The following is a 23,718-nucleotide window of genomic DNA, read 5'->3' on the forward strand; positions in this document are numbered from 1 at the left end:
GAGTTTCGTTGACGGGTTACCGCCTAGCGCGAGAAATGCCGCGATCTGGGCGGGTTTGTTCATCGTCGGTGCACTCTTGGGTTGGATTGGCCGCGGCGTGATCGCCGGACCGGCCGATGTCCCGACCGTGCAAGTGTACCAGGATTGGCGCGTGATCTGCCCGGCCCGCAAGGACAAGGACAAGCATTGCACGCTCATAAGCGATGTCGCTGACCCGCAGAGCGGCCAGACGGTCGCCAGCGTGTCGATCATGACCGAGATCGACAAAGACAAGAAAGAAAGCAAGGTTCTGGTCGTGAACGTCCCGCTGGGCGTTGCGCTTGAACCCGGCCTCGGCCTCAAGTTCGGCAGCGATACCAAGTCCGCCGCTTACAAGACCTGTCTCCAGGGCGGTTGCATCGCGGTTCTTCCGGACACGGACGACATCGAAAAGACCATCGGCCAGACCAGCGATGCTTCGATCGTGGTTGCCGGCCTCGACAACAAGTCCGTCGCGGTGCCGTTCTCGACCAAGGGTTTTGTCGAAGCGCGCAAGGCCTACAAGAACTTTGAAGCGAAGCGTGCCAATCTGTGGTGGAGGCTGTGGATATGAAATCTCTCCGTATTTCCCTGGCCCTGGCCGCCGCCCTGTTCGTCGCTCCGGCGATCGCGCAGGAAGCCGCTCCGCAGGCAGCGAAAGCCAATCAGCCGACCGATGTGAAAGAAATCGGCGACTGGACGGTACGTTGCATTCCCGGCAAGTCGGCTACGCCGTGCCACATGGTCGAGCTGCGCGTCGCCAAGAAGTCCGGCCAGCGCGTCCTCGGCGTGCTCCTGGCTTATGCGCCGTCGAATAACGCCACGCTGCTCCAGATCTCGGTGCCGCTCGGCGTTTCGCTGCAGAACGGTCTCGTCATCAACAGCGACACCTGGAAGTCGCCGCCGATCAAGTTCCGGCGCTGCGACCAGGGCGGCTGCTATATCGAGTCCGCCGTGGGCGACGACGTGATCAACCAGCTCGCCAAGGCGACCAACGCGAAAATGCAAATCGTGTCGGTCGAGGGCAAGCGCTTCGATCTCGCCTTCTCGCTCAAGGGCTTCACCGAAGCGCGCAGCGCGATGGTGGAACTCGCCAAGCAGAAGGCCGGCAAAGGTGCTGCTGCCGAACCCGCTGCTCCGGCACAATAGTCACTGGTTCCCTGTTCGTTCAGGATTAAAGGGCGCGCAGAATTGTCTGCGCGCCCTTAGTTTTAGCGACAAATCGGACAAACCTAGGAAAAATCGCTCTGTTATTCCGACCGGGTTCCGCGCCCAGCGCGTTTGACCCGTTAAGGGTGGAGCCATGAACGATCAGTCGAGCCGATTTGATACTGCCAAAAACGCAGCCAAGCGCAATTTCACCGAAGCCCACCGTCGCTTCGGGACAGGTGCCGACGGGGAGCTCAACGCCTACGGGCGTTGGCGCGAGCGCCATCCGCAATTGAACAAATGGCTCTGGATCGCGCTCGCGCTGGTGCTGGTCGGGCTGTTCGTCTGGTGGCTTCTGCCGACCGAAAGCAATGAGATGCCGCGCGGCATGGGCGGCCCTCAGCCGGTCGGTGTGGCGCGCGCTGTCAAGGGGCCGATCGACGTCACGCTCAACGCGCTCGGCACCGTAACCCCGCTCGCGACCGTCAGTGTGCGGCCGCAGGTCTCGGGACAGGTCATCCGCTTCACCTTCCATGAAGGTCAGATGGTGAAGGCCGGTGACGTGCTCGCCGAGATCGATCCGCGCTCGTTCCAGGCGGCGCTCGATCAGGCCAAAGGGCAGCTCGCCCGCGATATGGCTTCGCTCCAGAACGCCCGTCTCGAGTTGAAGCGTCAGCAGGCTCTGATGGCCGCCAAAGCCACCTCGCAGCAGAATCTCGACAACCAGATCGCGACGGTGAAACAGGACGAAGGCACCGTCGTTTCCGATCGGGCCAACGTACAGGCTGCCGAGGTCAATTTCGGCTACACCAAGGTCATCGCGCCGGTGGCCGGTCGCGCCGGTATCCGTCAGGTCGATGTCGGAAATTTCGTCAGCGCCGGACAGACCACGCCGATCGTGGTGGTGACGCAGATGGAGCCGATCTCGGTACTGTTCACGGTGCCCGAAGACAATGTCGGCGCCATCATGGAGCGCTTCAGTGCCGGCGAGGCCATGCAGGTCGACGCCTACGACCGCGCCCAGACGGAAAAGCTCGCCACCGGGCGGCTGACGGCCGTCGACAGCCAGATTGATACCACCACCGGTACGGTCAAGCTCAGGGCCATGTTCACCAACGAGGACGGCCGGCTGTTCCCCAACCAGTTCGTCAATGTGCGTCTGCTGGTCAATACGCTTCAGGATCAAGTCGTGATTCCGGCTGCCGCCATCCAGCGCGGCGCCTCCGGCACGTTCGTGTTCGTGGTACGCAACGACGAAACCGACAAGTCCAAGAAAGTCGTGTTGATGCGTACCGTGACGCTTGGTGTGCAGCAGGGCGACAAGGTCGCCGTCGCCAATGGACTTAATCCCGGCGAAACCGTCGTGACCGATGGTGCCGACCGCCTGCGCGACGGCGGGCAGGTCACCATTCCGGGCGGCGAAAAAGTCGTCGGCGTCAAGGCACCGGCCGGGACCGCCGCTGGCGGGTTGAGCGATGCCGACAAAGCCAAGCGTCGTGCCGCGATGCAAGCTGCGTGCGGTGCCGACATCAAGAAGTACTGCGACGGCAAGCAGGGGCCCGAGATGTTCATGTGCATGCGTGAGCATCGCGACGATTTCAGCGACACCTGCAAGGCCGAGATGAAGAAGATGCGCCGCCACGGCGGCGGTGCTGGCGGTGGCGGATTCGGTCGTCCTGGCGGCGGCCCGCCTCCAGGAGGACCGCCTCCGGGTTGATGTGAGGGCACCTATCCCATGAACCCCTCCGCACCGTTCATCAAACGCCCGGTGGCCACTTCGCTTCTGATGCTGGCGATCATGCTGGTCGGCATCCTCGGCTACCGGTTCCTGCCGCTGTCGGCGCTGCCGCAGGTCGATTACCCGACCATCCAGGTCGTGACCTTCCTGCCCGGCGCCAGCCCGGACGTGATGACGACCTCGGTGACGGCGCCGCTCGAACGCCAGTTCGGGCAGATGCCCGGCCTCAAGCAGATGTCGTCGATCTCCTCCGGCGGAGCGTCGGTCATTACCCTGCAGTTCGACCTCAGCCTGTCGCTCGATATCGCCGAGCAGGAGGTTCAGGCGGCGATCAACGCGGGCGGCAACATGCTGCCGCAATCGCTGCCGGCGCCGCCGATCTACAACAAGGTCAATCCGGCCGATGCGCCGATCCTGACCTTGGCGGTGCATTCCAAGACCATGACGCTGCCGCAGCTCGAGAATCTGGCCGAGACGCGCATCGTCCAGAAGATGCAGCAGCTCAACGGCGTCGGTCTGGTTTCGATCAACGGCGGCCAGCGGCCGGCGGTGCGGGTGCGGGCCAACATCCAGGCGCTGGCCCATTACGGCCTCAATATCGACGACCTGCGGACTACCATTTCGAACGCCAACACCAACGCGCCGAAAGGCAGCTTCGACGGGCCGTCGCGCTCCTACACGATCAACGCCAACGACCAGATCCAGACTCCCGAGGAATACAAGAAGATCGTTGTCGCCTTCAAAAACGGCGCGCCGGTCTATCTGTCGGACGTGGCGACGGTCGAAGACTCGGCCGAGAACACCAAGCTCGCGAGCTGGATGAACACCACGCCGGCGATCATTGTGAACGTCCAGCGTCAGCCGGGCGCCAACGTCATCGCCGTGGCGGATTCGGTAAAGAAGGTCCTGAAGGAAATCGAAGCGGGATTGCCGGGCTCGGTCCAGGTCGACGTCGTTTCCGACCGCACCAACACCATCCGCGCCTCGGTCGCCGACGTGCAATTCGAACTGGCGCTTGCCGTCGTGCTGGTCGTGCTGGTGATCTTCGTATTCCTACGCAATCTGTCGGCAACGTTCATCCCGTCCCTGAGCGTGCCCCTCAGTATCGTCGGCACTTTCGCGGCGATGTACCTGCTCGGCTATTCGCTCAACAATCTGTCGCTGATGGCGCTCACCATCGCCGCCGGCTTCGTGGTCGACGATGCCATCGTGATGATCGAGAACATTTCCCGCTATCTCGAGCAGGGGATGTCGCCGTACGAAGCGGCGATGAAGGGATCGGGCGAGATCGGCTTCACCATCGTGTCGCTGACCATTTCGCTGATCGCCGTGCTGATTCCGCTCCTGTTCATGCAGGAGGTGGTCGGCCGTCTGTTCCGCGAATTCGCCGTGACGCTCGCCATCACCATTCTGATTTCGGCCGTGGTGTCGCTTACGCTGGTGCCGATGCTGTGCGCCAAGCTTCTGCGCCACCGGACCGAAGGCAAGCCGCAAGGGCGCGTAGCCGCGAAATCGGAGGAATACTACAACCGCCTCGTCGCTGCTTACGATCGCGGCCTCATCTGGGTCTTGAGCCACCAGCGCCTGACCTTGCAGGTCACCGTCGGTACGCTGCTGTTCACCGTCTTCCTCTATGCGGTCATCTCGAAGGGCTTCTTCCCGGTGCAGGACACCGGTCTCGTGCAAGGCATCAGTCAGGCCGGACCGACGGTCTCGTTCGCCGAGATGTCGAAGCGCCAGGAAGCGTTGGCCGCCGCTTTGCTCAAAGACCCGGATGTCGCCGGCCTGTCGAGCTACATCGGCGTCGACGGCACCAACACCACGCTCAATTCCGGCCGTCTGCTGATCAATCTCAAGCCCAAAGGCGAGCGCAGCTCGAGTTTCGAAAACATTCTCGCCCGCTTGTCGAATAGCTCCCGCTCGGTTGCCGGCATTTCGCTGTTCGTGCAGCCGGTGCAGGATCTGACCATCGACTCTACGGTCAGCCGGGCGCAATACCAGTTCGTGCTCGAAGACGCTTCCACCTCGGTCCTCAATCATTGGGTGCCGCGGCTGGTCGAAAGCATGCAGAAGCGGCACGAGCTCGCCAACGTGTCGACCGACTTCACCGACAAGGGTTTGGCCGCCTTCGTGACCGTCGACCGCGACGACGCCGCCCGCTTCGGCATCACGGCGGCGACCATCGACAACGCGCTTTACGACGCGTTCGGTCAGCGCATCATTTCGACCATCTTCACCCAGTCGAACCAGTACCGCGTCATCCTCGAATCCGGCGGGCCGGAACAGAAATCGCTGGCGGCGATGGGCGATATCTATCTGCCGTCGTCGGGCGGCGGGCAGGTGCCGCTATCCTCCATCGCCCGTGTCGAAGAGCGTCTGACGCCGCTCGCCAACAACCATTTGGGCCAGTTCCCCGCCGCCACGGTGTCGTTCGATGCGGCCCCCGGCTATTCGCTCGGCAGCGCGGTCGATGCGGTGCGCAAGGCCGAGGCCGACGCGAAGCTGCCCACCAGCATCAACACCAGCTTCCAGGGCTCGGCGCTCGCTTTCCAGTCGACGCTCGGCAACGAGCTGCTCCTGATCCTCGCCGCCATCGTGACGGTCTACATCGTGCTTGGGGTGCTCTACGAGAGCTTCATCCATCCGGTCACGATCCTGTCGACACTGCCGTCGGCCGGTATCGGAGCGCTGCTCGCCCTCATGATCACCGGTAACGATCTCAATGTCGTCTCGATCATAGGCATCATTCTGTTGATCGGTATCGTCAAGAAGAACGCGATCATGATGATCGACTTCGCGCTCGAAGCCGAACGCCACGAAGGAAAGTCGCCGCGCGATGCCATCTATCAGGCTGCACTGCTGCGCTTCCGCCCGATCATGATGACGACCATGGCCGCCATGCTCGGCGCCATGCCGTTGATGATCGGCTCGGGCACCGGGTCGGAGCTGCGTCACCCGCTCGGCCTCGCCATCGTCGGCGGCCTTCTGGTCAGCCAGCTTCTCACCCTGTTCACCACGCCGGTGGTCTATATCTACTTCGATACGCTGGTGCAGCGCGTCCGCCGCCGCCGCGGTGGGCCTCCGGCGGGCGCGGTGCCGCAATGAATATCTCCAGGGTCTTCATCGAGCGCCCGGTGGCCACCACGTTGCTGACCATGGGGCTCGCTTTGGCCGGCATCGTGTCCTACTTCCTGTTGCCGGTGGCGCCGTTGCCCTCGGTCGACATGCCGGTGATCTTCGTATCGGCCCAGATGGCCGGCGCCAGTCCCGAGGTCATGGCGTCCACCGTGGCGACTCCCTTGGAGCGTCATCTCGGCACTATCGCCGGGGTCAACGAGATGACCTCGTCGAGTTCGGTCGGCTCGTCGCGCATCACGCTCCAGTTCGACATCAATCGCGACATCGACGGGGCGGCGCGCGACGTGCAGGCTGCGATCGTGGCGGCGCGTGCCGATCTTCCCGCTGCACTGCGGTCCAATCCGACCTATCGCAAGATCAATCCGGCCGATCAGCCGGTGATGATCCTGGCTTTGACTTCCGACACGCTGACGCCCGGCCAGATTTACGACTCCGCCTCCACCATTCTGTCGCAGAAGCTCAGCCAGGTTGGCGGCATCGGGCAGGTGCAGGTGTCGGGCTCGTCGTTGCCGGCGGTGCGCGTCGATCTCAATCCGCGGGCGCTGTTCAAATACGGAGTCGGTCTGGAGACCGTTCGTGCCGCGCTCAGTGCGGCCAATGCCAACGCGCCCAAAGGCGCGCTGGAAGATGGGCCCCGGCGCTACCAGGTCTATGTCAATGACCAGGCGCGCACCGCGAACGATTTCAAAAGCCTGATCGTCGCTTACCGCAACGGCGCCGCGGTGCGCCTGCAGGATGTCGCCGAGGTCAGCGACGGCGTCGAGGATGTCCGCAATCTCGGGATGGCCAACGGTAAGCCGGCGGTGCTGGTGATCCTGACCCGGCAGCCCGGTGCCAATATCATCGAGACGGTCGCCAACGTGAAAAAGGTGCTGCCGCAGCTTCAGGCCGCGCTGCCGCCTGCCATCCATCTCGACATCGTCAACGACCGCACCCAGTCGATCCAGGCCTCTGTCACCGACGTGCAGATCACCATGGTGATCGCCGTGCTCTTGGTGATGATGGTGGTCTACCTGTTCCTGCGCAACGGGCGCGCCACCATCATCCCTTCGGTTGCAGTGCCGCTGTCCATTCTGGGCACCTTCGGGGTGATGTATCTCTGCGGCTTCACGCTCGACGTCCTGTCGCTGATGGCGTTGACGGTGGCGACGGGGTTTGTGGTCGACGACGCCATCGTGGTGCTGGAAAATGTCACCCGCCACATCGAGGCGGGCATGCCGCGGCTCCAAGCGGCGATGGTCGGTACCGGCGAGGTCGGCTTTACTGTGGTGGCGATGAGCCTCAGCCTGATCGCGGTGTTCATTCCGATCCTTCTGATGGGCGGTCCGATCGGGCGGATGTTCCAGGAATTCGCCGTGGTCCTCGCCGCCGCGGTCGGCATCTCGCTGGTCATTTCGCTGACCACGACCGCGATGCTGTGCGGCCATCTCGATTTCAAGCACGGCGAAGGCGGGCAGGGTCCCATTCTGCGGCGGTCCGAAGCGGCATTCGAGTGGATGAAGCGCACCTATGCCCGCACGCTGGGCTGGGCCCTGATGAACCCCTTGACCATCATGTTTGTGTTCGTCGTCACTTTCGCCCTCAACATATTCCTTTGGATTAACATGCCGACCGGCTTGCTGCCGGCCGAAGATACCGGCCAGGTACAGGCCCAAATTCGCGCCGATCAAGCGATCAGCTTCCAGCTGATGCAGCAGAAGTTCACCCAGTTCGTGAAAATCATCGCGGCCGATCCGGCGGTCGACACCGTGTCCGGCTTCACCGGCGGTGGCGGCGGCGGGCCGCGCGGCGGCTCAGTCAATTCGGCGAACGTGTTCATCCAGCTGAAGCCGCTGCCGCAGCGCGGCGGCATGAAGACCAACGATGTGGTCGAGCGCTTGAACACCAAGCTGAAAGGCATCGCAGGGGCGCGTATTTTCCTTCGTGCGGCGGGCAATTTCCGCGCCGGCGGCCGCCAGAGCGATTCCAGTTATCAGTACTCCATGCTCGGCGACACGCTCAGCGATCTCGACACTTGGGTGCCGCGCATCACCGATGCGCTTCTCAACGTGCCGGAGATCGCCGATGTCAATTCCGACCGCCAGGATGCCGGGCTCGAAGTCCAGCTCCAGATCGATCGCGCCACCGCCGCCCGCCTCGGCGTTTCGACGACCCAGATCACCTCGACTCTCTACGACGCCTTCGGCCAGCGCCAAGTCTCGACCATCTACGAAGACCTCAATCAGTATCACGTCGTGATGGGTGTGGCGCCCGCCTTCTGGCAGAGCCCGGAGACTTTGAAGGACATCTACGTCTCGACCTCGGGTGGAGCGATTTCCGGTACCGCTTCGTCGGGCGCGGCCGCTGGCACGGTGGTGTCGTCGACCGCCCAGCTCACCGCCGCCGACGTCGCCAACGACGCCCGCCGCAATCAGCAGATGAACGCGCTGGTGACATCGGTCGGCGGCAGCGCCTCCACCGCGGCGTCGATTTCGACGCGGCAGGAAAAGATGGTGCCGCTCTCCGCCTTCACCTCGTTCGGCCCCGGCCTGATGCCGTTGTCGATCAATCATCAGGGCCCGTTCGTAGCGACGACCTTTTCGTTCGAACTCGCCAAGGGCAAGACGCTGGGCGATGCGGTCAATGCCATCCACCGCGTCATGGCGCAGTTGAACGTACCGATCTCGATCCATGGCGAGTTCGCCGGCAATGCGCGGCTGTTCCAGTCGCAGAATTCCGGTCAGCTCTGGCAGATTCTGGCGGCGGTGGTGGCGGTCTATATCGTGCTGGGCGTGCTCTATGAGAGCCTGATCCATCCGATCACGATCATCTCGACCCTGCCGTCGGCAGGCGTCGGCGCGCTGATTGCGCTCCTGTTTGCGCGCAAGTTCAATCAGACGATCGATTTCAATACCATCAGCTTCATCGGCATCATCCTGTTGATCGGCATCGTGAAGAAGAACGCGATCATGATGGTCGACTTCGCGCTCGATGCGGAACGCCGTCGCGGGCTGACCTCGCGCGAGGCGATCTACGAAGCCTGCCAGCTCCGCTTCCGCCCGATCATGATGACGACCTTCGCGGCCATTCTCGGTGCGCTGCCGCTGGCGATGGGCTTCGGAACGGGCTCGGAAATGCGTCAGCCGCTTGGCATCTCGATCGTCGGCGGCCTCATCGTCAGCCAGGTCCTGACGCTCTACACCACGCCGGTGATCTATCTCTATATGGATCGTTTCCGGTTATGGGCCGGTCGCCGCTGGAATCGCTTCTACGCGCGCCTGCTCGGCGATCCGATGCCGGAAGCCGGGGAATAGCCGCGCGGACGGAAGATCAGAAGTCCGGCGTGTCGGAGTCCGAGGTATCGGGGGCGCCGTTGCGGATTTCCGAATTGCGGTACTGCCGGTAGAGGCTGCGCGTCGTCGCGTAGAGATCGATCGAGGTGCGCTCGATCTGGTCCAACGTGTCGATGTTGCGCGCTCTGAGGTCGAGCACCGAAACACCCGAACGCACCGCATACCACGTATCGGATCCGTGGAAGCTGATATAGGTGGTGGGGTCGATGAAGATATCGACGATGCCGCCGGCGAGATCCCGCGGCGGCTTCGGTCCCATGAACGGCATCACCAGATAGGGGCCTTCGCCGACGCCGTAGACGCCGAGCGTCTGGCCGAAATCCTCGCTGTGGTCGGGAATGCCGATCATGGTGGCGACGTCGACGAGACCGCCGACGCCGAGCGTGACGTTCACGGTGAAGCGGCCGAGCGTTTCGCCCGCGCGCGTGCCTTCGCCCTGCAACAGGTCGTTACCGAAGGTGACGGGCTTGTCGAGCGTGGCCAGGAAATTGTGCACGCCGGTACGGGCGAATTGCGGCACGACGGTGTTGTAGCCCTGGGCGACGGGCTTGGCGAAATACTTGTCGAGCTTGGTGTTGAGATCGAAGATCGACCGGTTGGTCGACTCGTAAGGATCGTTCTGAGCGATGGCTTCAGGGTCTTTGCTGGCGGCGCAACCCGCCGCCAATACGCCCACTATGGCGATCGTGAATATCTTCTGCAGCATACAAAAGCCCACCCGGGGAAACGAACACGTACTGTTCAACGCAATGGTGAATATCGGGTTTCAAGCCTCAGCCTTCAAGGGGAATTCGGGTCAGATTCCGGCGTACCAGCTATACCCCTGATCTTCCCAATATCCGCCCCGTCCGCCGGCGATGCCGGACAGGTCCGTAACGAGTTCGATGCCATTGATGTACTTGGCCATTTTGTAGCCGAGCTGACGTTCGGCCCGGAGCCGGACGGGGGCGCCGTTCTTGACCGGCAAGGGCGCGCCGTTGAGTTCGTAAGCGAGAATCGTTTGCGGATGCGTCGCTTCCAACAGGTCCAGGCTCTCGTAATAGAACTGCGGCACGTCTCCCGCCGCCGCCATGTTGTCGGCACAGTGGAAGACGACGTAGCGCGCTTGCGGTCTCACTTTCGCGGCCGCCAACACGGTTGCGAGCGGAACGCCCGTCCATTTGCCGATGCAGCTCCAGCCCTCGACGCAGTCGTGACGCGTGATCTGGGTTCGTGACGGCAGCGCCTTCAACGCGGCCAGCGACAAGGAGAGGGGATGTTCGACCAAGCCGCTAACCGTAATGCGCCAGTCGGCAAAGCCGTTCGCCACATGGGCGCTATAGGCATCGCTGGCCGGATCTTGCGTACCGTTGGCGCGGAAGTCGGGCGCGATGTCGGCTTCGGCGTATTCGGGGGCCAGAGCGTGGCTGCCGGCAAACAGGCGCTGAGCCCGCAGGGTCAGTTTCTCGACTTCGCCCAGCAGATTGGCCACCCACGGCTTTTGCGACAGCTTCGTGCATCCGGACAGGGTCAGAAGGGTTCCGGCCGCGCCGATGCGCGCGAGAAAACGGCGGCGGGCAAGCGCGCGGTCAGTCGCCATGATTGTCCTCGATGACGTAGCGGCCGGTAATCATCGACTTCAGATTGTTCCAGGCGCCCGACAGAACCACCATGACGATATGGACGAGGAAAAAACCGAAAAACGAGAAAGCACAGAGAAAATGAATGGTGCGCGCGGTCTGGCGGCCGCCGAACAGCCATAACAGCTGCGGGAAGGCGGCATCCATGGTCGGCGACATCGTAAGGCCGGTTGCGAGCACGAGCGGTCCGAGCCCGAATATGACGATCAGGTAGCTGAGCTTCTGCAGGCTGTTGTAGCGCCGGGCCGCGTCGCCTTTGGGGAAACGCAGCTTGAGGTGCTCGATCACGGTGTGCGGCAGCGCCTTCAAGTCTCTCCGCGTCGGCAGCAGGTCGCGGCGGAGATGCCCGCGCCAGACGGCCCACAGCGCGAACAGCAAGCCGTTCACGGCGAACAGCCAGGCGGCGGCGAAGTGCCAGAGCCGGCCCATGGCGAGCCATTGGGGGGCGGGCAGGGTGGCCCAGGCGGGAAACCCGCGCGGTGTGGCAACGCCCTCGACGTTAGAGACGCCCAGCAGGCCCGTGGTGTTGATCCGGTGCTGGCCGATCCAGGTGTAGCCCTTGAGCCCGTCAGGGCCTTCCCAAGCCGTCATGGCGAGAACCGGGCGGGTAAACTCGGACGCCTCTCCCAGGTAGAGGGCCGGGTGGGCGTTGAAGATTTGAAGCCCGCTCATCAGCAGAACGAGCAGACACACTGCGTTCACCCAATGCGCGATCCGCGTCACTACGGCATGGCGGCGGACCACAATGACGGGGCCGGGCGGCGCAAGGCCGAAAATCCGTTGCCAGGACGGCATTTTCACGGCTCCCGCGATATTTCGCCGCGCAGCCTAACAGGGTCGGCCTAGACCTGCCAACCGGAGCCAAGTCTCTGATATCGATAGACATCGCTTGAACGGGAAGATTACCTTACCCCCGCCTTGCCAGAGGAACTTCCATGCCAACCCCGCTTCGCCTGCACCCCGATCGATTTTTTCAGCCGGATACCGATACCGGTAACATCGCCCGTCGCCTGTTCGCCAAAGTCGAAAACCTTCCGATCATCAGCCCGCACGGCCATACCGATCCGTCGTGGTTCGCCAATGACACGCCGTTCGAAGATGCGACGTCGCTGTTCCTGTGGCCCGACCACTATGTGCATCGGATGCTCTACAGCCAGGGCATCAAGCTGACCCAGCTCGGCCTCGCCCCCAAGGGCGGCACGGCCGAACCCGATCGCCGCAAAGCGTGGCGGCTGTTTGCCGAGCACTATTACCTGTTCCGCGGTACGCCCTCGCGCACTTGGCTCGACCACGCATTCTCGACCGTGTTCGGGATCGACGTGCGCCTCGATGGCTCGACTGCCGATCACTATTACGACGTCATCAAAGCAAAGCTGGCGACCCCCGAATTCAAGCCGCGCGCCCTGTTCAAGCGTTTCAACATCGAGACGCTGGCGACCACCGAAGGGGCAACCGACCCGCTCGTCCATCACCAGAAGATCAAGAAGGAATGGGACGGCCACGTCATCACCACCTTCCGGCCCGATGGCGTCGTCAATCCCGAGATCGACGGGTTCGTCCAGAACATGGCCGACCTCGCCGAACTCACCAAGGAGAATGTGGCGACCTGGAAGGGCTATCTCGCCGCCCTCAAGAACCGCCGCCAGTATTTCCGCGAAGTCGGCGGCGCGACGGCGACCGATCATGGCCATCCGACACCGATCACCGCCGATCTGCCGGAAGTCGAATGCCAGCGTATGCTCGACCGCGCCCTGAAGGGCGTGCTCACGCCGACCGAATGCGAGATGTTCCGCGGCCAGATGCTGACAGAGATGGCGCTGATGTCGATCGAAGACGGCATGACCATGCAGATCCATCCAGGTTCGTTCCGCAACCACAATCCGGAACTGTTTGCCGGCTACGGTCCCGACCGCGGCGCCGACATTCCGATGCGCGTTTCGTATGTCGACAATCTGAAGCCGCTGCTCGACAAGGTCGGAAACCGCGCCGATCTCACGATCCTGCTTTTCACGCTCGATGAATCGAACTATGCGCGCGAACTGGCGCCGCTGGCCGGCCATTATCCGTGCCTGACGCTCGGCCCGGCATGGTGGTTCCACGATTCACCGGAAGGCATGATCCGCTTCCGTCGCAACTGCACCGAGACGGCCGGCTTCTACAACACCGCCGGCTTCAACGACGACACCCGCGCCTTCCTGTCGATCCCGGCCCGCCACAACGTCGCCCGCCGGATGGATTGCGTGTATCTCGCCGAACTCGTTGCCACCAAGCGGCTCGATGAAGAAGAGGCTGCCGACGTCGCCGTGGCGCTCGCCTATCATCTGCCGAAGAAGGCCTATCATCTGAAATAGGCGTTCGGCAAACCCAACAAAAAAGCCCCCGTCTCGCGGCGGGGGCTTTTCGTTTTTGGTGATGTCGGAGCTTATTTCTTCTTCTTGGCTTCTTCTTCCGCCTTCTTGGCGTCTTCGGCCGCCTTGGCGTCGGCAGCAGCCTTCACCTTGGTCAGCTCGTCCTGGAGGAACTGCCGCGACGGATCGAGGCTCACCGCATCCTGCATCTTGGCGACGGCAGTGGCCGGATCGCCGGCCGTCAGCGCAACCTGCGCCTCGGCGACGTCGCAATTGATCCTGGCCGCCTTGTTGGTCGGATCGAGGTCCAGCACCTGTTTGAACTTCTCGACCGCACCGGCCGCATTACCGGCCTTGAGGAGGTTGACGCCTTCCTGATTGAGCGAGGCGCCCTTCACTGCGGAAAGGCTCTCCTTGACCTTCTTGGTTACGGCGTATTTGCCCGCCGGATCGAGCGCCACGGCTTCTTCCAGAAGGGCAACGGCGCCGGCCTGATCCTTGGCATTGAACTTGGCATTCGCCGCGTTGAGCAGCGTGATCTCGAAGTTCTCTTTGAAGGTGGCCGTCTTCTTGGCGTACTTGGCGATGGGCTCGAGCAGCTTGATGGCTTCACGGTGCTTGGCGACGGCGCCGTCGAGATTGCCGGCCTTTTCGAGATCCATCGCGGTGATTTCCGCTTCGTCCGCCTGATCGGCGATCGATTGGGCCTGTGCGCCCGGAAGAACCATGATGAAAGCCGCGAAGACGGCTGAAATACCCAGACGCGAGAACCGCATACGAATCTCCCCTTGCTGACCGTTCCCAGGGGAATAATTTTAGTGCAGGCTGCGGGTAAGGGCCAAGGCGGTGACGAATATGTCGCAACCCCGTCTTGCCGCTGTTTCGATTGCGCCCTATGCACGCAGTCGGCCCTTCTGGCCCAGATTCGCAAGGTGAACCATGCACATCCAGTCGGTCTTCCTGTTCGATCTCGATGGCACGCTGGTCGACAGCGTCTATCAGCATGTTCTGGCCTGGATGGAGGCACTCGACGCCGAAGGGGTCGAACTGTCGGTGTGGCGCATCCATCGCAAGATCGGCATGAGCGGCGGCCTGTTCGTCGACCAGTTCTTGCGTGAGACCGGTCTCACCATCACCCCGGAACTGCTGCAGCGCCTCAGGGAGCGCCATGCGGCGGCTTACAACCGCATCGGCAAAATGGTGAAGCCGCTGCCCGGCGCCCGCGAATTGCTTGCGGCGCTGGACGAGGGCGGTATTCCGTGGGCGATCGCCACCTCCGGCCGCATCGAGACCGCCAAGCCGAACCTGGACGCTCTCGGCGTCGATCCGGACAAACACGTCGTCGTCACGCGCGACATGGTGCGATACGCCAAACCCGATCCGGACTTGTTCCTCACTGCGGCCGAAAAGCTGGGGCAGCCGATCGAGAACTGCGTCGTGGTCGGCGACTCGATCTGGGACATGCTGGCGGCCCGCCGCTGCCGCGCTCTCGGCGTGGGGCTGCTGTCGGGCGGTTACGGCCAGGACGAACTCGAGCGCTCCGGCGCCGTGCGCGTCTACGAAGACCCGTCGGATCTGCTCAAACACCTCGACGAGGTGGGCGGGCGGCGCTAGCGGGACAACGGATTGCTTCGGATCGCCGGCTATTTGATGCGCCGGACGTGGTATTTGGTCGGAGAGTTGTCGATCTTCAGGACGAACTCGCCGCTCGCCTTGCGCCAAATCTTGACTTGGTTCTTGCGTTCCTGACTGAGAGGAACGCGATCGCCTAGCGCTGCGACCTGACGCCAGACCTGCCCGTTATCGAGCGTCACAACGAAGATGCCGTAATCGAAGGTGTAGGATTCGACCGTTGCGGTGGTGATTTCAGCCGGGAGCGGGTCGTCATCCGAATCAAAAAGGCTGGCCAAGAAACCCTTCGATTCCGGCCGAGCAGGCGTTGCCGGGGCGGGTGCCGGTGTTGCTGCTGCCGCCGTCGGGGTCGCTGCCGGCATCGGGGTTGTCGCCGGCATCGGGGCTGCTGCCGATGCCTGAGCTGTCGCTTGTGTTGTCAGCGATTTCACGACCGCCGGAAGCCTGTCGTAGCAGGTGTGGCGCGTGTTCGTGTCGGGCATCGACTCGCATTTGTTGATGGCAGCGATCAGCTCTTCGGCAAGGCCGGCGTGAGCGGCAGAGGCGCTGACCAAAAGCACGGCCACGGCCGCCATGAAACGCAAGTGCATGATGAATTTCCCCAGAACCGGGTGTGCTATAGCATAGTTGCGTGCCCCGTTGCAGCGGGCGGGCGCGAGACGCGAAGACCGTCGGCAGATCAGCCTAGAGCGCCACCTGTGCGCCTAATTCGACAACGCGATTGGTCGGCAGGCGGTAGTAGCGGGCCTGCGATTGGGCGTTGGTGACGAGCCAGGTAAACAGCGCCAGCCGCCAGCGGCGCAGCACCGGGGCATCGGCCGCCACCAGAGTATCGCGGCCGAGGAAATAGCTGGTCGTCTCGGGGTCGATGGCAAGTCCGAAGCGGCGGGCCTCGGCGAGCGACTTGGGCAGATCGGGGCTTTCGAAGAAACCGTGCCGGATGTGGACGGCAAAGAAGCCTTTGCCCAGCTTTTCGATATCAAGCTTCTTGTCGGCCGGCACGAACGGCGTTTCGGCAACGCGCACGTCGACGATCAGGACGCGCTCGTGCAGGACCTTATTGTGCTTGAGATTGTGCAGCAGCGATCCCGGTACCGCATCGGCGCGCGGCGCCAGAAACACGCCGGTACCCGCGACGCGCGTGGAAATGCGGTCGACATTGGCCAGGAACGGCGTCAGCGCGATAGCCGTGGTGTGATGGCGGTCGGTCTGCGCCCGGCGGCCTCGGCGCCAAGTGTCCATGACCACGTAAACGGCGGCGGCCATCAGCAGCGGAAGCCAGCCGCCTTCGAAAATCTTGAGCGCGTTGGAGGCGAGGAACGCGAAATCGACCAGCGCCAGCACGCCGAACAGCGGCACCACGATACTGGGCCGCCAGCCCCACTGTTTGATCGCGACGATGCCGACCAGGATGGTGGAAAGTCCCATCACGCCGGTCACCGCGATGCCGTAGGCCGCGGCGAGATTGTCGGAGGTGCGGAAGATCAAGACCACCAGCACCACGCCCACGGCGAGATAGACGTTCATGCGCGGGACGTAGATCTGGCCGGATTCCTCAGCCGAGGTATGGCGGATTTCCATCCGCGGCAGCTGGCCGAGCTGCACCGCCTGCCGGGTTATCGAATAGACGCCGGTGATGACGGCCTGGCTCGCGATGATCGTGGCCATGGTGGCGAGCGCGACCAGCGGATAGTGGGCCCAATGCGGTGCAATCGAGAAGAATGCGATGGCGGCATGGTCGGGATCGCGCAGAACCGAGGCGCCTTGGCCGAAATAGTTCAGCAGCAGCGCCGGAAACACGAAGCCGAGCCATGCCACGCGGATCGGCCTTTTGCCGAAATGCCCCATGTCGGCGTAAAGCGCTTCGCACCCCGTTACCGCCAGCACGATCGAGCCGAGCGCAACAAATGCGGTCCACGGTTCTTCGACGAATAGCATCAAGCCATAGACCGGATTGATCGCCAGTAGAATTCGCGGCGTCTGGACCAGCGAAACGAGACCGAGAGCGGCGATCACGACGAACCACACCACCATGACCGGGCCGAACAGGCGTCCAACTCTTTCGGTGCCGTGCGACTGGATGACGAACAGCCCGACCAGGATAACGAGCGACAGCGGCAGCACCAGATGATCGAAGGCCTTGTTTTCGACTGCGAGTCCTTCGACTGCGGACAGCACCGACATCGCCGGTGTCAGGACGCCGTCGCCCAAAAAAAGCGCAAGGCCGAAGATCGCCGCCGTGCCGATCGCGGTTTTTGCCGGTCGCGACAGGCGCCGCACGCGATGCGCCATCGACGCGAGGGCGAGAATGCCGCCTTCGCCGTCATTGTCGGCGCGCATGATGAGCACGACATATTTCAGCGTCACCACGACGATCAGCGCCCATACGATGAGGCTGGTCACGCCCATGATCGCGCCCTGCACCGAGAGGTGGTGGCCGGCCGCGAGTGCCGATTGTTTGAGGGCGTAAAGCGGACTGGTGCCGATGTCGCCATAGACGACACCGAGCGCGCCGATCGTCAGCGCCACATTGCGCTGGGCGTGGTCGGCAGGCGGGGAAGCTTCGATGGTGGTGCTCACTCTGTCCATGCACATGCCCCCGAGCGTCGGAGCCGGAGGGCGGCGGAAAATAGCTTCGTCCACCGGCCCCGCAAGAGGGAGTTCCCTCGAAAGTCGCGATTTTACGCTGCTTTTCCGCGTTCGCCTGACGAATTCATGAAAGCGGCCATCGGCCTATATCGGTTCCACACGAAACCGCATCGTCAAATATATGGAATTTATATTTTCGCCGTCAGCGTCAGCGTCAGCGTCAGCGTTCGCGTTCCCGAACGTTAGGATGCGCTGGACGACCACAGTGCAGTCAAACCGGCTTCCACCGCTTTGGGATCGGCGAGGCGGCAGAGGTGCGATTTGGCGGCCCGCCGCTTTTCGGCATCGACGGGCAGCGGTGCCTGTTCGACATACCAGGCAAGGTGTTTGCGGAAAATCTTCACGCCGTTCTTGTCGCCGTAGAACGCGACGCTGTCGGCAAGATGATTGAGCGCGATAGCGAGCCGTTCCGTCATGGACGGTTCCCTTACCTCGGCACCGGTGCGCAGATGCCGGTCAATCGCGGCCGCGATCCACGGCCGGCCGCAGGCGCCGCGCCCGATCATCACCGCATCGGCACCCGATTGCTTCAATGCTTCGCGGGCCGAGGCGGCATCGACGATATCGCCGTTGACGATCACCGGCACTTTGACGGCGGTCTTGATCGCCTTCACGGCATGCCAATCGCAATCGCCTTTGTAGAACTGGTTGCGGGTCCGGGCGTGCACCGTGATCGCCCGGACGCCGCATTGTTCCGCTCGGACCGCCAGTTCCGGCGCATTGCGACTGGCATCGTCCCAGCCCAGCCGCATCTTCAGTGTCACCGGACGCGTGGTACCGGCGACCGCCGCGTCGATCAGCCGTTCGGCATGATCGAGATTTCGCATCAGTGCCGCGCCGCACAGGACGCCGGTGACCTCGCGCGAGGGACAGCCCATGTTGAGATCGACGATGTCGGCACCGGCCTCTTCCGCCAGTTTGGCGCCGAGCCCGATCCAGCGGGCTTCCCGGCCGACCAGCTGCACCACGTTGAGGTCGTCGCCATTGAGGCGTGCCCGGCGCACCACATCCGGGCGCCCGCTGGCCAGCGCATCGGCCGCCACCATTTCGGTCACGGTATAGCGCGCCCCGGCGCGCGCGGCGGCCCGACGGAATGGCAGGTCGGAGACCCCGCTCATCGGCGCAAGCAAGGCGCGCGTGCCAATAGTCACGCTGCCGATCTGGAATTCGTCCTGCATGGGCGAGGGTTTGGCAGAGCCGCGTCCGCCGTACAAGTCGTGCCCTTCCGCGCTACTCGCGTTAAACGCGAAGGGAATTTTTACCTTGTTCCGGCAGGATGGAGGGCGGAGGACCCGTGCAGTGCCCACACTTTTCGCCCTTGCAGCCCGACGGCTGCAGCCGAAAACCGCTATCGAAGCGAACCTGCAGATCGACCTGATGCGGTCGGTTCACGCCAACGTTCGTCCGGCGGGCACGCTGGTGTTCGGATTGTTTTTCGGCGCTTTCGCCTTGCAATGGACGACAGTGGCGTCTGCCGCGATCTGGACTGCGCTGATCGTCCTCTACCCGATCCTCACGGCGCCGCTGAGACGGCGCGTCTTCCTGGCACCGTATGAACAGGGTGAGGCCGGTGCTTTCATGGTCAAAGCTCTGGCATTGATGCTGCCGCTGCATTTCGTTTGGGCGGCCTATGTGCCGATCTGCTGGATCGACGGCAATGCCGGCAACAATGCGTTTCTGGTGATCTTTCTGCTCGCCGGTCTGATCTCGGCCGTGCAGATTTATGGCCCCTGCATCCAACTGTCGTTGCCGGCTTTGCTTGTCTACGTGCCGGTAATTTCGACCCATTACCTGCACACCGGCAACCGGCTCGATGCCGTTCTGCCGGTCATCCAGTTCCTGTTTTGCGGTCTGTTGGCGATGGTGGCGATCCGCCATTACAAGACCTTCCGCGAATCCGTTTCGCGACGGCTCACCATCGAGGCTCTGGTCGGACAGTTGGAAGCGGCACGCGATGCTGCTCTGGCTGCCAACAAGGCCAAAAGTTCGTTTCTGGCGTCGATGAGCCATGAATTGCGCACGCCGCTCAACGCCATTATCGGCTTTTCCGAAATCATGAGCCAAGGCGTGCTCGGGCCGGTATCGCCGGCCAAGTACGGCGAATACGTCGCCGACATTCACGACAGCGGCGTGCGGCTTCTGGCGCTGATCAACGATTTGCTCGACCTCTCCAAGATCGAGGCCGGCCGCCGCGAACTGGTCGAGACCGAGCTTTGCCTTGCTCCGCTGCTGGACGATCTCGCGGCCGAAGCCGAGAGTGCGGCGGCTGCCGCGCATGTCGCTATCACGATTGCCGCCCCCGCAGATTTGACAGTGCGGGCCGACGAACAGGCGTTGCGGCAGATCGTGCAGAACTTTCTTTCCAACGCGATCAAATATTCGCGGCCCGGTGGCGAGGTCGTTCTGTTCGCGAGCCTGGCGGAGGGCGGCGCGCTCCAGGTCGGCGTCGAGGACTGCGGTATGGGCATGGACGAAAACGGCATCCGCATAGCCCTGGCGCCCTATTCGGCCTTGACGCATGTGACTGCGGTGGCGGGGCGCGGTACCGGCTTGGGTCTGCCGCTGGCACGCGCGTTGATCGAACTTCATGGCGCCGGCTTCCATATCGAAAGCAAGCCCGATGTTGGCACGCGGGTGTGGTGCGAGTTCGGCTCCGACCGCGTCAGTGCCGGCATCCATAAGGCAGCGTAATCAGTCGCCGTCGCGGTAGGCTTTGATCGTCGCGATGAAGATCGGCCCGAATTCCTTGAGCTTGGTGGCGCCGACGCCGTTGATGGCCGCAAAGGATTCCAGATCGCGCGGCGCCTTGCGCGCCATTTCCTGCAGCGTCCGGTCGGGAAAGACGAGGTAGGCCGGCACGCCGCGATCCTTGGCCATGGCCAGGCGAAGCTGCTTGAGCGCCACGAACAAGTCCATCCGCGCTTCGGGAAGTTCCGCGGCCTCGGCCGCCCTGCGTTCCTTGCGCGTTGGGCGATGCTGACGGGCCATGAAGCGGCGCTTGCCGCCGAGCAGAAGTTCGCCCTCGGGCGAAAGCGACAGTCCGCCATAACCGGCGACGTCGTGGATCAAAAGTCCGCCCGCCACCAATTGATGGATCAGCGAACGCCATTCTTCCTTCTTGTGCGAGCGTCCCGATCCGTAGCCGTCCAACCGGTCGTGGCCGCAGGCGGCAATCTTCTCCGTCTCGGCGCCGCGCAGAATATCGATGATGTGAGCCGCGCCGTAGCGCTCGCCGGTGCGCTCGATGAGGTCGAGCACCATCCACGCCTCGCCGGTCGCATCGGCCAGCGTCGCCGGATCGAGACAGGCATCGCAGTTGCCGCACTCCTCGCCTTGCTCCCCGAAATAGGCGAGCAGCGCCTTGCGGCGGCAGGAGGAGGCTTCGCAATAGCCGATCAAGGCGGACAGGCGTTGGTGCTGACGCCGCTTGTGCTCGTCGCTCGTCTCTTCCTGGTCGATGAACATCTGGCGCATGCGAATGTCGCCGCGGCCGTACAGCATATGCGCCTCGGCCGGCTTGCCGTCGCGGCCGGCGCGGCCGATCTCCTGGTAATAGGCTTCGAGGCTCGCCGGCAGGTCGGCGTGAAAGACATATCGCACGTCGGCCTTGTCGATGCCCATGCCGAACGCGATGGTTGCCGCCATCACCACATACGGCTCCGACATGAAGGCATTCTGGTTGGCCTCGCGAATCTCGTCGCTCATGCCGGCGTGATAGGCGAGTGCCCTCACGCCTGCCTCCACCAGCAGGGCCGCGGCTTCTTCGGTGCGCTTGCGCGACAGGCAATAGACGATGCCGCTTTGGCGGGGATGGGCTTTGACGAAATCGAGGAGTTGCTGCTTCCAGCCTTGTTTCGGCGCCACGGTCAGGCGGATGTTGGGCCGGTCGAAGCCCAGCACGATCTCGTCGACCTCGCCGCCGAACAGATTGGCGCGGATGTCGGCGCGCGTCGACTCGTCGGCAGTCGCCGTCAGTGCGATGATCGGCACGCGCGGAAACGCTTCGCTGAGGCCGGCCAGCGCCGCGTATTCCGGGCGGAACGCCGGACCCCACTGCGAAATGCAATGCGCTTCGTCGACCGCAATCAACGACAGCGAAAGTTTACCGAGCGCCTTCAGCATCGCTGCGGTCATCAGCCGTTCGGGCGACAGATAGAGAAGCCGTAATTGTCCCGCCGCCGCACGCCGCCATACCGCGACGTTATCGTCGTAGGGACGCGACGAATTGATGGTGTCGGCCGCAACACCGGCGAGTTGCAGCGCGGTGACTTGGTCCTGCATCAACGCCACCAGCGGCGACACCACGATCGCAAGGCTGCCGAGTGCCAATGCCGGAACCTGAAAGCATAAGGATTTGCCCGATCCGGTCGGCATCACGGCGAGCACATTGCGCCCGCCCATGAGCGCGTTCATCGCGTCTTCCTGGCCGGGCCGGAACTGCGAATAGCCGAACACGTCCTTGAGGATTTGCCGGCACGACGCAGGACGGATTTCGGGAACGCTCATGGCCTTCGAATCAGGAGATTGGCCCGCATACTATCCGTTCGAGATGCCGCGGACGTGCGCTGTAATGTGCTTAAGAGTTGCGGCCGGTCACGGCGTCGCCGACGAACGGATTGGAACGGCGTTCCTCGCCGAAACTCGACACCGGACCATGGCCCGGCACGAACTGCATCGCGTTACCGAGCGGCCAGAGCTTTTCCAGGATCGAATGGATCAGCGCCGGATGATCGCCGCCCGGAAGATCGGTGCGTCCGATCGAGCCGCGGAACAGGACATCGCCGACGAACGCAATATTGGCCTCGCGCGAGACGTAGACGACATGGCCGGGCGTGTGGCCGGGACAGTGCACCACGTCGAACGTGACATTCCCGAACGACACCGTATCGCCGTCCGCAAGAAATCGATCCGGCGTGCATGCTTCGGCATGCCCGAAACCGGGGATACGCCGGTTTTCCGCCAGAGCATCGAGCAGGAACGTATCGTCCCGATGCGGACCTTCCAGAACGGCACCGGTCCGCCGCTTGAGGTCGGCCGCGCCCGAGGCATGGTCGAGATGGCCGTGGGTGAGAAAAATCTTCTCGACCGTCACGCCACCTTGCGCCGCCGCGCCGATCAGCCGCTCGACATCGCCGCCCGGATCGATGATCGCGCCCTTCTTGGTGTCTTCACACCACAGAAGGGTGCAGTTCTGCTGATAGGGCGTCACGGGAAGGATGGCGGCACGGAAGGACGGGGACGGCATGCGAATCTCGGGTTTGGGCGATAGCTGTTGCCAAACCTGTAGGACAAGTAGGCTCCGAGAGCTACCTCGACGTAGTGACGCCTGCTACATTCTGCCCGAGGAGACGCTTGGGCTACCTCCTCGAAGCGCGCGTACCGGAACGCCGAACTGCTAACGCCCATGGGGTTGCCTGATGACGGGAACGCGGCTTGCCGACCAAGCCTATTCGGGAATTGTCGATCTCATCGCCTCGCGCCAGTTGGGCGTGGGCGACCGGCTGCCGTCGGAAGCCCAGCTTGCCGAGATGTTCGGCATGTCGCGCTCCATCATTCGTGAATCGCTCGTCAGGCTCGCGTCCGACGGGATTACGGAGGCCCGGAGGGGGGCTGGGTCGTTCGTCAAGCACCGGCCATCGGACCGCCTGATCGCCTATGCCCCGACGTCCGAATTGTCGGCCATACTGGGAACCTACGAAGTGCGCTTCGTGCTGGAATCGGAAGCGGCCCGGTTGGCGGCCATCCGCCGGTCCGCCGTGGACCTGATGGCCATCGAAGAGGCGCTGGCCAAGCTGCGCGAGAAGCTTTTGTCGCACGAACCGGCGCACGTCGAAGACATGGAGCTTCACCGCAAGATCGTTCTGGCGACCGCGAACTCCGCATTCCTCACCGCGTTCGAAGCGCTCTTCGATGAAGTCGACAAAGTGATGCGGGCCGGCGTCGAGATCTCGCGGGCGCGACCGCCCGAAGTGATCGGGGCGATGATGCGCGAGCACGAGGCCGTTGTCGAAGCCATCCGGGCGCAGGATTTCGAAGGCGCCGCCCTGGCCATGCGCTGGCACTTGTGGGAAGGCCGCAAGCGGCTGATGCCATAG

Annotated in this window: 18 protein-coding genes; 9 read left to right on the plus strand and 9 right to left on the minus strand. The window is 63.2% G+C overall.

Annotated features, from left to right (window positions below; genetic code table 11):
* Positions 1 to 76 precede the first annotated feature (76 nt).
* The 5 genes from FHS84_RS15400 (at position 77) to FHS84_RS21925 (ending at position 9,336) form a co-directional block, all read left to right on the plus strand.
* Complete coding sequence (locus tag FHS84_RS15400) at positions 77 to 592, plus strand: invasion associated locus B family protein (protein ID WP_166935904.1); 516 nt, start codon at positions 77 to 79, stop codon at positions 590 to 592.
* Complete coding sequence (locus FHS84_RS15405; protein WP_166935906.1) at positions 589 to 1,167, plus strand: invasion associated locus B family protein; 579 nt, start codon at positions 589 to 591, stop codon at positions 1,165 to 1,167. The genes FHS84_RS15400 and FHS84_RS15405 overlap by 4 nt, the downstream gene beginning before the upstream one ends.
* A gap of 154 nt (positions 1,168 to 1,321) precedes the next feature.
* Positions 1,322 to 2,884, plus strand: coding sequence for an MdtA/MuxA family multidrug efflux RND transporter periplasmic adaptor subunit (locus FHS84_RS15410; protein ID WP_166935908.1), 1,563 nt, complete (start codon positions 1,322 to 1,324; stop codon positions 2,882 to 2,884).
* Positions 2,885 to 2,902: 18 nt separating this feature from the next.
* On the plus strand, positions 2,903 to 6,010 hold the full coding sequence (locus FHS84_RS15415; RefSeq protein ID WP_166935910.1) for an MdtB/MuxB family multidrug efflux RND transporter permease subunit: 3,108 nt from the start codon (positions 2,903 to 2,905) through the stop codon (positions 6,008 to 6,010).
* Positions 6,007 to 9,336, plus strand: coding sequence for an efflux RND transporter permease subunit (locus tag FHS84_RS21925; protein WP_166935912.1), 3,330 nt, complete (start codon positions 6,007 to 6,009; stop codon positions 9,334 to 9,336). Before FHS84_RS15415 ends, FHS84_RS21925 begins: the two co-directional genes overlap by 4 nt.
* Positions 9,337 to 9,352: 16 nt before the next feature.
* Here FHS84_RS21925 and FHS84_RS15425 read toward each other — a convergent pair whose 3' ends face one another.
* From FHS84_RS15425 to FHS84_RS15435, 3 genes are all read right to left on the minus strand, one after another.
* Positions 9,353 to 10,081, minus strand: coding sequence for an MlaA family lipoprotein (locus FHS84_RS15425; RefSeq protein WP_166935914.1), 729 nt, complete (start codon positions 10,079 to 10,081; stop codon positions 9,353 to 9,355).
* Positions 10,082 to 10,171: 90 nt separating this feature from the next.
* A complete protein-coding gene (locus FHS84_RS15430; protein WP_166935916.1) occupies positions 10,172 to 10,954 on the minus strand; it encodes a molybdopterin-binding protein in 783 nt (260 codons plus the stop codon).
* Entirely contained in the window at positions 10,944 to 11,789 is an 846-nt protein-coding gene (locus tag FHS84_RS15435) for a cytochrome b/b6 domain-containing protein (RefSeq protein WP_166935918.1), read from the minus strand. The genes FHS84_RS15430 and FHS84_RS15435 overlap by 11 nt, the downstream gene beginning before the upstream one ends.
* A 140-nt stretch (positions 11,790 to 11,929) precedes the next feature.
* On the opposite strand from FHS84_RS15435, the gene uxaC reads away from it, so the two are divergent.
* Positions 11,930 to 13,345: a glucuronate isomerase gene (gene uxaC, locus FHS84_RS15440; protein ID WP_166935920.1), complete on the plus strand. Its 1,416-nt coding sequence runs from the start codon at positions 11,930 to 11,932 to the stop codon at positions 13,343 to 13,345.
* A 71-nt stretch (positions 13,346 to 13,416) separates the two neighbouring features.
* On the opposite strand, the gene FHS84_RS15445 is transcribed toward uxaC, so the two are convergent.
* The gene (locus FHS84_RS15445; protein WP_166935922.1) at positions 13,417 to 14,118 is read right to left on the minus strand and encodes a hypothetical protein; all 702 of its coding nucleotides are present in this window, start codon (positions 14,116 to 14,118) and stop codon (positions 13,417 to 13,419) included.
* Between the two features lie 163 nt (positions 14,119 to 14,281).
* On the opposite strand from FHS84_RS15445, the gene FHS84_RS15450 reads away from it, so the two are divergent.
* The gene (locus FHS84_RS15450; RefSeq protein WP_166935924.1) at positions 14,282 to 14,956 is read left to right on the plus strand and encodes an HAD family hydrolase; all 675 of its coding nucleotides are present in this window, start codon (positions 14,282 to 14,284) and stop codon (positions 14,954 to 14,956) included.
* 29 nt (positions 14,957 to 14,985) lie between these two features.
* Here FHS84_RS15450 and FHS84_RS15455 read toward each other — a convergent pair whose 3' ends face one another.
* The 3 genes from FHS84_RS15455 to dusB all read right to left on the minus strand — a co-directional run bounded on the left by FHS84_RS15455 (position 14,986) and on the right by dusB (position 18,801).
* Positions 14,986 to 15,564, minus strand: a complete 579-nt coding sequence (locus tag FHS84_RS15455) for a hypothetical protein (protein ID WP_166935926.1) — start codon at positions 15,562 to 15,564, stop codon at positions 14,986 to 14,988.
* A 94-nt stretch (positions 15,565 to 15,658) separates the two neighbouring features.
* Positions 15,659 to 17,563, minus strand: coding sequence for a potassium transporter Kup (locus FHS84_RS15460; RefSeq protein ID WP_166935928.1), 1,905 nt, complete (start codon positions 17,561 to 17,563; stop codon positions 15,659 to 15,661).
* A gap of 242 nt (positions 17,564 to 17,805) precedes the next feature.
* Positions 17,806 to 18,801, minus strand: a complete 996-nt coding sequence (gene dusB, locus FHS84_RS15465; RefSeq protein ID WP_166935930.1) for a tRNA dihydrouridine synthase DusB — start codon at positions 18,799 to 18,801, stop codon at positions 17,806 to 17,808.
* A 121-nt stretch (positions 18,802 to 18,922) separates the two neighbouring features.
* Here dusB and FHS84_RS22265 point away from each other — a divergent pair, with 121 nt between their 5' ends.
* Positions 18,923 to 20,314 carry a histidine kinase dimerization/phospho-acceptor domain-containing protein gene (locus FHS84_RS22265; protein WP_166935932.1) on the plus strand — a complete coding sequence of 464 codons (1,392 nt, stop codon included), beginning with the start codon at positions 18,923 to 18,925 and terminating at the stop codon, positions 20,312 to 20,314.
* Here the strand turns inward: FHS84_RS22265 and recQ are convergent, their stop codons facing one another.
* Together recQ and FHS84_RS15480 are read right to left on the minus strand one after the other, a co-directional pair.
* Positions 20,315 to 22,129: a DNA helicase RecQ gene (gene recQ / locus FHS84_RS15475; RefSeq protein WP_166935934.1), complete on the minus strand. Its 1,815-nt coding sequence runs from the start codon at positions 22,127 to 22,129 to the stop codon at positions 20,315 to 20,317.
* A 70-nt stretch (positions 22,130 to 22,199) separates the two neighbouring features.
* Entirely contained in the window at positions 22,200 to 22,868 is a 669-nt protein-coding gene (locus FHS84_RS15480; protein WP_166935936.1) for an MBL fold metallo-hydrolase, read from the minus strand.
* A 172-nt stretch (positions 22,869 to 23,040) separates the two neighbouring features.
* Between FHS84_RS15480 and FHS84_RS15485 the strand changes: the two genes are divergently transcribed.
* On the plus strand, positions 23,041 to 23,718 hold the full coding sequence (locus FHS84_RS15485) for a FadR/GntR family transcriptional regulator (RefSeq protein ID WP_166935938.1): 678 nt from the start codon (positions 23,041 to 23,043) through the stop codon (positions 23,716 to 23,718).

Origin of the sequence: Rhizomicrobium electricum (genome assembly GCF_011762045.1) — a bacterium.
Classification (GTDB): Bacteria; Pseudomonadota; Alphaproteobacteria; order Micropepsales; family Micropepsaceae; genus Rhizomicrobium; species Rhizomicrobium electricum.

Excerpts from the sequence above, each read along its gene's own strand:
- FHS84_RS15405 (WP_166935906.1), top strand. The coding sequence starts at position 589 with ATGAAATCTCTCCGTATTTCCCTGGCCCTGGCCGCCGCCCTGTTCGTC.
- FHS84_RS15410 (WP_166935908.1), top strand. The coding sequence starts at position 1,322 with ATGAACGATCAGTCGAGCCGATTTGATACTGCCAAAAACGCAGCCAAG.
- FHS84_RS15415 (WP_166935910.1), top strand. The coding sequence starts at position 2,903 with ATGAACCCCTCCGCACCGTTCATCAAACGCCCGGTGGCCACTTCGCTT.
- FHS84_RS21925 (WP_166935912.1), top strand. The coding sequence starts at position 6,007 with ATGAATATCTCCAGGGTCTTCATCGAGCGCCCGGTGGCCACCACGTTG.
- FHS84_RS15425 (WP_166935914.1), bottom strand. The coding sequence starts at position 10,081 with ATGCTGCAGAAGATATTCACGATCGCCATAGTGGGCGTATTGGCGGCG.
- FHS84_RS15430 (WP_166935916.1), bottom strand. The coding sequence starts at position 10,954 with ATGGCGACTGACCGCGCGCTTGCCCGCCGCCGTTTTCTCGCGCGCATC.
- FHS84_RS15435 (WP_166935918.1), bottom strand. The coding sequence starts at position 11,789 with ATGCCGTCCTGGCAACGGATTTTCGGCCTTGCGCCGCCCGGCCCCGTC.
- uxaC (WP_166935920.1), top strand. The coding sequence starts at position 11,930 with ATGCCAACCCCGCTTCGCCTGCACCCCGATCGATTTTTTCAGCCGGAT.
- FHS84_RS15445 (WP_166935922.1), bottom strand. The coding sequence starts at position 14,118 with ATGCGGTTCTCGCGTCTGGGTATTTCAGCCGTCTTCGCGGCTTTCATC.
- FHS84_RS15450 (WP_166935924.1), top strand. The coding sequence starts at position 14,282 with ATGCACATCCAGTCGGTCTTCCTGTTCGATCTCGATGGCACGCTGGTC.
- FHS84_RS15455 (WP_166935926.1), bottom strand. The coding sequence starts at position 15,564 with ATGCACTTGCGTTTCATGGCGGCCGTGGCCGTGCTTTTGGTCAGCGCC.
- FHS84_RS15460 (WP_166935928.1), bottom strand. The coding sequence starts at position 17,563 with ATGGACAGAGTGAGCACCACCATCGAAGCTTCCCCGCCTGCCGACCAC.
- dusB (WP_166935930.1), bottom strand. The coding sequence starts at position 18,801 with ATGCAGGACGAATTCCAGATCGGCAGCGTGACTATTGGCACGCGCGCC.
- recQ (WP_166935934.1), bottom strand. The coding sequence starts at position 22,129 with ATGAGCGTTCCCGAAATCCGTCCTGCGTCGTGCCGGCAAATCCTCAAG.
- FHS84_RS15480 (WP_166935936.1), bottom strand. The coding sequence starts at position 22,868 with ATGCCGTCCCCGTCCTTCCGTGCCGCCATCCTTCCCGTGACGCCCTAT.
- FHS84_RS15485 (WP_166935938.1), top strand. The coding sequence starts at position 23,041 with ATGACGGGAACGCGGCTTGCCGACCAAGCCTATTCGGGAATTGTCGAT.